Source organism: Actinomadura sp. NPDC000929 (assembly GCF_040492065.1).
Classification (GTDB): domain Bacteria; phylum Actinomycetota; class Actinomycetes; order Streptosporangiales; family Streptosporangiaceae; genus Spirillospora; species Spirillospora verrucosospora.
Map to the genome: position 1 here is coordinate 1 of NZ_JBEUPA010000239.1, position 7,988 is coordinate 7,988.

Annotated in this window: 9 protein-coding genes; 4 read left to right on the top strand and 5 right to left on the bottom strand. The window is 74.3% G+C overall.

Annotated features, from left to right (window positions below; genetic code table 11):
• The coding region (locus ABWI04_RS40600) for an acyl-CoA dehydrogenase family protein (RefSeq protein ID WP_353833686.1) at window positions 1–101 on the top strand (101 nt) is incomplete at its 5' end.
• A gap of 75 nt (window positions 102–176) precedes the next feature.
• Here the strand turns inward: ABWI04_RS40600 and ABWI04_RS40605 are convergent.
• From ABWI04_RS40605 to ABWI04_RS40615, 3 genes are all read right to left on the bottom strand, one after another.
• Complete coding sequence (locus tag ABWI04_RS40605) at window positions 177–776, bottom strand: hypothetical protein (protein ID WP_353835734.1); 600 nt, start codon at window positions 774–776, stop codon at window positions 177–179.
• Between the two features lie 103 nt (window positions 777–879).
• Window positions 880–1,686, bottom strand: coding sequence for a thioesterase family protein (locus tag ABWI04_RS40610; protein ID WP_345187744.1), 807 nt, complete (start codon window positions 1,684–1,686; stop codon window positions 880–882).
• Between the two features lie 66 nt (window positions 1,687–1,752).
• Window positions 1,753–3,423, bottom strand: a complete 1,671-nt coding sequence (locus tag ABWI04_RS40615; RefSeq protein WP_353835735.1) for an LCP family protein — start codon at window positions 3,421–3,423, stop codon at window positions 1,753–1,755.
• Between the two features lie 270 nt (window positions 3,424–3,693).
• On the opposite strand from ABWI04_RS40615, the gene ABWI04_RS40620 reads away from it, so the two are divergent.
• On the top strand, window positions 3,694–4,746 hold the full coding sequence (locus ABWI04_RS40620; RefSeq protein WP_353835736.1) for a glycosyltransferase family 2 protein: 1,053 nt from the start codon (window positions 3,694–3,696) through the stop codon (window positions 4,744–4,746).
• A 100-nt stretch (window positions 4,747–4,846) separates the two neighbouring features.
• The gene (locus ABWI04_RS40625) at window positions 4,847–5,566 is read left to right on the top strand and encodes a hypothetical protein (protein ID WP_345187736.1); all 720 of its coding nucleotides are present in this window, start codon (window positions 4,847–4,849) and stop codon (window positions 5,564–5,566) included.
• A gap of 25 nt (window positions 5,567–5,591) precedes the next feature.
• On the opposite strand, the gene ABWI04_RS40630 is transcribed toward ABWI04_RS40625, so the two are convergent.
• Both ABWI04_RS40630 and ispD read right to left on the bottom strand, forming a co-directional pair.
• Entirely contained in the window at window positions 5,592–6,347 is a 756-nt protein-coding gene (locus ABWI04_RS40630) for a glycerophosphodiester phosphodiesterase (RefSeq protein ID WP_353835737.1), read from the bottom strand.
• Entirely contained in the window at window positions 6,344–7,045 is a 702-nt protein-coding gene (gene ispD / locus ABWI04_RS40635; RefSeq protein WP_353835738.1) for a 2-C-methyl-D-erythritol 4-phosphate cytidylyltransferase, read from the bottom strand. The genes ABWI04_RS40630 and ispD overlap by 4 nt, the downstream gene beginning before the upstream one ends.
• Window positions 7,046–7,126: 81 nt before the next feature.
• Between ispD and ABWI04_RS40640 the strand changes: the two genes are divergently transcribed.
• Window positions 7,127–7,891 (top strand): hypothetical protein, encoded by a 765-nt coding sequence (locus ABWI04_RS40640; protein ID WP_353835739.1) that lies wholly within the window; start codon window positions 7,127–7,129, stop codon window positions 7,889–7,891.
• Window positions 7,892–7,988 lie beyond the last annotated feature (97 nt).

Consider the following 7,988-nt stretch of genomic DNA (forward strand, 5'->3'; position numbering starts at 1 on the left):
TCCCGGTGGAGCGGATGATGCGCGACGCCAAGATCACTCAGATCTACGAGGGCACCAACCAGATCCAGCGGATGGTCATGGCCCGCCAGATCCTCAGGTAGGACACGGCGGCGCGCACGGAGGGGCGGGCCGCATGGCCCGCCCCTCCGTGTACGCGGCTCGTCGCCCCGGTCGGCTCAGTCGTGCGAGACGTCGAGGATCATGGCGCCGTTCTTGGCGCGGTGCGGCCGCAGCGTGAGGCCGTTGAAGGTCGCGGTGGCGCGGGGCCAGGACGCGTCCATCGAGGCGACCATCACGCCGTTGCGGCCGCGCGAGGAGAAGATCAGCCGGTTGCCGTCGACCTTGACGTGCAGCGGGTCCAACCCGAGCCTGCGGTCGAACTTGATCGTCTGACCGTCCTTGATCTCGACCTGGCACTCGGCGTCCTCGCAGGCCTTCAGGTCGGTGCCGTCCCTGGCCTCGGACCTGCCCTTCGGCGCCTTGGGCGCCGCGGCCTCCTGCTCCGGTGCGGCGTTCGGCCTGGGAGCGGCGGCGGGCTCCTGCGCGGTGTTCGGCTCGGCGTTCGCCGCCGCGTTCTGGTCCGGCGCCGGGTCGGACGACGAGTCCATGGTGAACGGGCCGGTGCCGAGCGCCGGGTTCGTGCCGGGCGGGGCGTCCGCCTGCGGCGGGGCCGGCGGAGGCGCGGTGCGCGCGACGCTCGCGGCGGCGATGCCGCCGCTGAGCGCCACCGAGATGGCGGCGGTCGTGGTGAGCAAGCCGAGAATCCTTGTGGACATCTCTGCACTCCTGACGAGGTGGGAACTGTGCTCTCTGTCGCCCGGGCGTTACTCACCGTAGCAGAAGGTCACGCAGAGTGTTGATCGGCTGGGCGGGCCGTGTTCAGCCTCGCGGGCGCTCGTCCACGAGGAGGGTCTGCAGGACGCGGCCGAGCTCGCCCGAGCGGTCGGCGAGCGTCCCCTGGCAGAGCGCGCTGCCGCCCGGGGCGGCGTCCAGGGACGCGGCGAGGCACAGCCACTCGCCCGCGGGGTCGCGGTGCAGCGCGACGGTCACGTCGGTGTTGATGATCAGCCACTCGGCCACGTCGAGCTGGCTGCCGACGCCCGACGCGCTGTCGGCGAGCGTCAGCGCGCGGACGAGCGGCGTGTCGGCCTCGCCCGCGACCAGCGGGATCCGCGGCCGCGCCCAGACCGTCCCCGGGCCGGGCTCGCCGAAGGCGCCGCTGACGAGCCGCCACTCCATCGCGGACAGGTAGCCGTCCCGGTGCATGCCCGCCCACGCGCCGAACGGCTCCGTCGCCTCGGGCAGGTCCGGCGGCGCGGCGGCGTGCACGACCGGCTCCAGGCGCGCGGGGGCCGCCATGATCCGCCAGGCGCTCGCGCGGGCGACCGGCCGCCCCTCGTGCGTGATCTCGCCTTCGAGGAGGGCGACCCTCCTGCCGGGGCGGACCGTGCGCACGGCGACCTCCAGCTCCGCCACGGGCACGGGGCTGAGGATCTCGACGGTCACCCGCGCCACCCGGGTGCCGGGGACGGGGTCGTGCCGCTCGAAGGCCCGCCCGAGGAGGGCCGAGAACGGGCCGCCGTGCTGGAGGCCCGGCGACCAGGGGCCCGCCGTCGCGGGTGTGGAGGCGAACCGCCCGCCGCCGAGCGGCTCGTAGAACGATCCGGCCGGCACGTCCTCGCCCATGCTGCGTCCTCCCCGCCCATGACTAGAAGAACATTCTAGAAGGCGGGGGCGGCGGGGACGCCCGGGTCAGCCGCAGAGCTTCTGGGTGGCCGTGCCGGTCTCGATGGACGACCCCCCTTCCGTCGGCGTGGCGCCCGGCGACTCCTTCACCTCGACCTCCTTCACGCCGGCCCAGTCCGCGCCGTCCCAGTCGGCTCCGACCATCACCTGCACCTGGGAGCCGAGCGAGGAGACCTTCTTGCGCTTGGCGTCGGGGATCGCGGCGGCGAGGGTCCGGGCCGAGTCCTCCCGTCCCGGCCCGTACAGGATCTGCGTGGTCTGCTGCCCGCGGCGCGCCACGCCCGGCGCGACGGACACCTTGAAGCCGGCCTTGCGGAGCTCGCCGCCCGCCTTGGTGGCCAGGCCCCGGGTGCCGATCGCGTTGAGGACGCGGACGGAGATGTCGCCCGGCGGCACCGTCAGCTCGTTCTCGGCCTTCTTCGTCGGCGTGGCGCTCGGCTTCGGGCTCTCCGTCGCGAGCGGCTGGTCGCGGCGGAGCCGGGTGAACAGGTCGCGCGCCTTGTGCTGGTCCCACTGGACGGTCGACTGCTGGGACGGCGCGTTCCACAGCACGGTGTTGTAGGCCGGGTTCGACAGCGGCACCTTCGCGAACGTGACGTCGTCGGTCGACAGGTTCTTCATCTGGTCGGCGAGGCCCGGCAGGTTGTCGGCCAGCTTCTCGTCGACGCGCAGCGACTTCAGCGAGGCGTTCAGGAACTTCGTGGACTTGACCGGGTCGCCGAGCGTCTTCGTCGACAGCGCCTGCTTCATCATCGCCGCCATGAACTGCTGCTGCCGGTCGATGCGGCCGAGGTCGCTGCCGCCCGTCAGGGAGTAGCGGGCGCGGGCGAACGCCAGGGCCTTCAGGCCGTCCACGTGCGACTTGCCCGCCGGGAGCTTCAGGCCGCTCTTCTTGTCGTCGACGGCCTGCTCCGTGCACACGTCCACGCCGCCGATCGCGTCGACCATGTGCACGAACCCGTAGAAGTTCACCTCGACGTAGTGGTCGATCGACACGCCGGTGGCCTGCTTGACCGTGCTGACGGTGAGGTCGGGCCCCCCGAACTGGTAGGCCCAGGTGAGCTTGCCGGGACGGGCCGGGACCCGCGTGCCCTTGGCCCCCTCCGACCCGTTCGACCTGTGCCCCGGGATGGTCACGTAGGAGTCGCGGGGCAGGCTCACGACCGACACGCTGTCGTGGTCGCGGGACACGTGCACCAGCATCATCGTGTCGGAGCGCTCGCCCGCCTCGTGCCCGAGCTTGGCGGCCTTCTGCTGCTCCTTCGTCAGGCCCTCGCGCCGGTCGACGCCGGCGACCAGGATGGTCATGGCGCCCTTCGGCGTGTCCCTGCCCTTGCCGAGCCCGCCGACCGAGACCTTGTCGATCATGCCCGTGACGTAGTTCTGGAACGCCCACGCGCCGCCCGAGGTCAGCAGCACGAACGCCGAGGCCGTCCCGGTCAGGGTGAGGAAGCGCTTCTGCCGCCGCGCGCTCGTCGCCGCCCGCGGGCTCAGCCCCCGGCCCGGCCGGCGCGGCCCGCGCGGGCTCTCCACCGGGACGCGCGGCGCCGGCATCCCGTCGATGGTCACGCCCTCGATGTCGCCGTCGTCCTCGGCCGCGTGGGCGCCGGGACGCGGCCGGAAGTAGCGCTCCAGGGGGTCGGCGTCGCCGCGACCCGAGTCGTGCCCGTCTGCCATGCCGGCCGCCGCCTCCCGAAGATCACGTGCTGACGCGAGTCCCCACCACTCTAAAGTGGGGGACACCCGTCCGTTCGCTACCTGGACCTCGTGTCCTTGCAGTAACGTGGCGCCGTCTTGACCACACCCCGGCGGCCCGCACGCAAACCTGGGTGGCGTGGGCTGCGTCAGACAAGCGAGCAAGAGAGAGGAAGGGGCGCCTCACTCCGGTCCGCCGGACGGGAGCGCCCGCGAGCCCACATGAATTCGTCTCCCCATGCCCAGCGCGCCATGAACCAGGAAACCCGCTACGCCGTGAAGCCCCTTCCCGACTCCGGTCAGCGCACGTGGCCCGCCGTCTCGGTGGTGATGCCGGTCCTCAACGAGGAGCGCCACCTGACCGACGCCGTGCGCCGCATCCTCAGCCAGGACTACCCGGGCGAGCTGGAGCTCGTGCTCGCCATCGGGCCGTCCCGCGACCGCACCGAGGAGATCGCCCGCAAGCTGGCCACGGAGGACGCGCGCCTCATCGTCGTCGCGAACCCGACGGGGCGCACCCCCCAGGGCCTCAACATCGCGATCAAGGCCTCGCAGTACTCGATCATCGTCCGGGTGGACGGGCACTCCCTGCTGCCCGCCGACTACGTGCGCGCCGCCGTCGAGACGATGGAGGAGACCGGCGCCGACAACGTCGGCGGGATCATGGCGGCCGAGGGCGTCACCCCGTTCGAGAAGGCCGTCGCGCGCGCGATGACCTCCAAGCTCGGCGTCGGCAACGCGCGCTTCCACACCGGCGGCGAGGCGGGCGAGGTGGAGACGGTCTACCTCGGCACGTTCCGCCGCAGCGCGCTCGACCGCGTCGGCGGCTACGACGAGACGTTCACCCGCGCGCAGGACTGGGAGATGAACCACCGCATCCGGCAGTCCGGCGGCCGGATCTACTTCACGCCCCGCATGCGCGTCACCTACCGGCCTCGGCCCAACCTGCGGGCCCTCGCCAAGCAGTACTTCCACACCGGGCGCTGGCGGCGCGTCGTCGGGCGCGAGCACCAGGGCACGCTCAACCTGCGCTACCTCGCGCCGCCGATCGCCGTCGTGGCGATGGCGGCGGGCGTGGTCGCGGGGACGTTCGGGTTCTGGCCCGGGTGGATCCTGCCCGGCGGGTACGCGGCCGCGATGATCGCCGGCGCGGCCGTGGAGGGGCGCGGGCTGCCTCCGGCCGCCTGGATCCGGCTCCCGCTCGTCTTCGCCACCATGCACGTGACCTGGGGCGTCGGATTCCTGACCAGCCCGCCGCGGCTCGGCCAGCCCGCTCCGATCAAACCGGGCGAATCCATTCAGTAACGGGGCAAAAAAGTACGATCACCTCCGAACCGCCATGGTGCGCGGCCCGTCTGACCGTTAGGTTTGGCGGGATCTCGCCCGTCGCGGTTCGGAGGTGGCCATGTCCAACGGAGCGCGCCACGGTCTCGGCGTGTTGGTCGGGCTCGTGGTCACCCCGGTGATCGCGCTGTGCCTGATGTTCAGCACGACCAAGTTCACGGACTACTTCCGGTACTTCTTCACCCGGGGCGGCGAGGACCGCTGGATCGGCGCCGCGCTGGTCGTGGTGGCGGCGGTGCTGGTGGGCCTGGCCGCCGGGTCGCGCCTCTCGCCGCTCGCCTCGCTGATCCCGGGGGCCGCCTACACGGCGATCGGCCTCCTCTGGCTCGCGTCGCCGCGCTTCGCGGTCGAGCACTCCGGACGCGATCTGCTGGGCCGCCAGCTCTACCAGGGCTACACGACGCTCGCCCCGTACGGGGTCTTCCTCCTGCTGGGCGTCGCGTTCCTGGTCGCCTCCCTCGCGCCGTCGCGGTGGAGGGCCCGCACCGCGGCCGGGCCGCGGTACGGCGGCCCGCCTCCCGCGCCGATGGGCCCGCCGCCCATGCCCGGCGGCCAGGCGCCCATGGGAGCGCCCCAGCCGCCTCCCGCGCCGGGGCAGAGCCCGCCCTGGCACGGCGCGCCGCAGTACGGGCAGCAGCCCTCCTCGAACCCGCCTCCGCTGCCGCCGGCGCGGCACGCCGAGGAGAGCCGGTCCGAGCCGCCCGCTCGGAGCGGCCGCTCCGACGACGACGAGTCCCCCGGCGAGTGGACGCAGATGTACGGCGGCAACCGCCCGAGCTGACCGCCCGGCCGGCGCCGCCCCTCCGCTACGCCCGGACGGCCGCGAGCACGCCGGGGACGTCGTTGACCACCATCGCGTCGAACCCGGCCTCCGCGTAGGTCGGGGCGGCCTCGGCCGACGGGCACCAGGCGATCGCCTCCAGGCCCGCCTTGTGGGCGATCTCCACGCAGTGCTCCAGCGGCCGCAGCCGCGTGTCGGGGTGCTCGATGCCGCACGAGCCGGTGTGCACGGCGACGACGTCCATGCCGAGGCCCGCCGCGGCCGGGACGGCGTGCCACAGCGGGAACCGCAGCCAGGTCAGCAGCCCGAGCGGGACCCCCGGCGCCTCCTCGCGCAGGAACATCAGCAGCGACGGGTCGAACGAGGTGACCAGCAGCCGCCGCCGCTCCGCCTCCCGCCTCAGCACCGGGGCCAGGAGCGCGCCGGTGCGGCGGGACGGCTCGTCCAGCGCGTCCTCCAGCACGGTCTTGACGTCCACGTCCACCGCCACGTCCGCCGGCAGCGCGTCGAAGATCTCGGTGAGCAGCGGCAGCCCGCTCGCGGTGGCGGGCAGGTCGACCAGGTGGTCGCCGTCCACGGTCGTCGGGTCGTGCCGCAGGACGAGGGCGTCGTCGGCGGTCCGCGTCACGTCGATCTCGATCCAGGACAGGCCGGCCTCCACCGCGGCGAGCATCGAGGGCAGCGTGTTCTCGGCGACGGCCTCTCGCGCGCCGGGCGGGACGACCTCGCCCGAGCCGAAGCCGCGGTGGCCGATGACGGTGGGGGTGTTCTCGAAGATCACGGTGCTTCCTCGCTGGCGAGATGTTCGGCGATGACGGCGTCGAGCGGCTGGGTGACCTTGAGGTTGCGCTCGCTGCCCGCCACGACCCGGATCGGGACGTCCGGCAGGTAGCGGTGCACGATCCCGCAGTCGTCGGTGGCGCGCAGCCCCGGGTCGGCGAGGGCCAGCTCGTAGGCCTTGCGGATCGTGCCGAGCCGGAAGCCCTGCGGCGTCTGGAACCGGGCCAGCGTCTCGCGCGGCGGCATCGAGGCGACCGTCCCGTCCTCGACCACCACGATCGTGTCGGGCGACGGCACGCCGACCGCGACGGCCTCGCAGGCGTCCAGCGCGTCCAGCACGCGGTCGATGACCGGGCGGTCGACGAACGGGCGGGCCGCGTCGTGGAACAGCACGCGGACGTCGTCGGGGCGGTCCTCCAGCAGGCGCAGCGCCGCCGCGGTGGACGCGGTCCGGGTCGAGCCGCCCTCGATCACCGCCGCCGTCTTGCGGAACGGCGCCGCGATCGAGGCGGCCTCGCGCAGATGCCCGGGCGCCATCACCACCACGACCTCGCCGATGCCCGGATGGGAGTCGAACGCGTTGACCGCGTGCGCCAGGATCGGCCGCCCGCCGACCTCCATGAGCTGTTTGGGGCGGCCGGCGCCCATGCGCGCGCCGACCCCGCCGGCGAGGACCACCGCAACCGTCCGCGTCGCCATCTCTCCCGGTTTCCATGACTCTGCGTAGTCGAGCCACTACGCTTTGCACTGCACTGCTTCTGTGACCGGCTGGAGGCACCGATGGATCAGGCGCCCGCGCGTGAGCGGCCGGTCACGCTCAACGTACCGGACCACCCCGCGATCATCCGCCCGGATCGAGAGGCCGCCGATGCCGTGGACACCCTGGATGCGGAGGGCGCGCGCCCGCGCGGCCCCGCCGAGCCGGGCGGCCTCGTCGCCGCCTACCTGACCGGGCCCTGCGCCGCGGTCGTCGCCCGGTGGGCCGGTGAGCGCGGGATCACCGCCGGCGCCGTGTCGGCGTCCTCGCTCGCGCTCGCGGGCCTGGCGGCGGTGTGGTTCTCCGACGGGGCGCGCGGCGGCCTGGTCGCCGGCGCGCCGCTGCTGGCCGCCTCGCTCGTCCTCGGGCAGGCGGGCGCCGGCCTCGGCCGCCGGGCGAACCCGTTCGCCGTCCGGCCGGACGCCGTCCTCGACCGCGTCGGGGAGCTCGCCGTCTACGCGGGCCTGGCGGCCGGCGCCACGGCCGCCGGGCGGAGCGCGTGGTGGCTCGCGGTGGGCGCGGCGGCGCTGCTGTCCGTCCGCCACACGGTCTCGGCCTCGTACGCGGCGGGCCGGCGCGCCCGCCGCCCGCGCCCGTCCCGCCGGGGCGGGGTCGCGGGGCGGGCCGCCGAGAGCCTGCGGCTGCCGTTCGGCGAGCGGTTCGCGCTGATCGCGGTCACCGCCGCCCTCGCCGACGCGCGGCTGACGTTCGCGGCCCTGCTCGCGTGGGGCTCCGCCGCCGCCGCGCTGTCCCTGGGCGGACGGGCGGCGAGGTCGCTGGCGCCATGACGGGCGTGCGGACGTACCGCGACGACGGCCCGCTCTCGCGCGCCCTCGGCCGGGCGTCGGGCGGGCGGCTCCCGCCGCTGCCGGCCGCCGTCCTCGC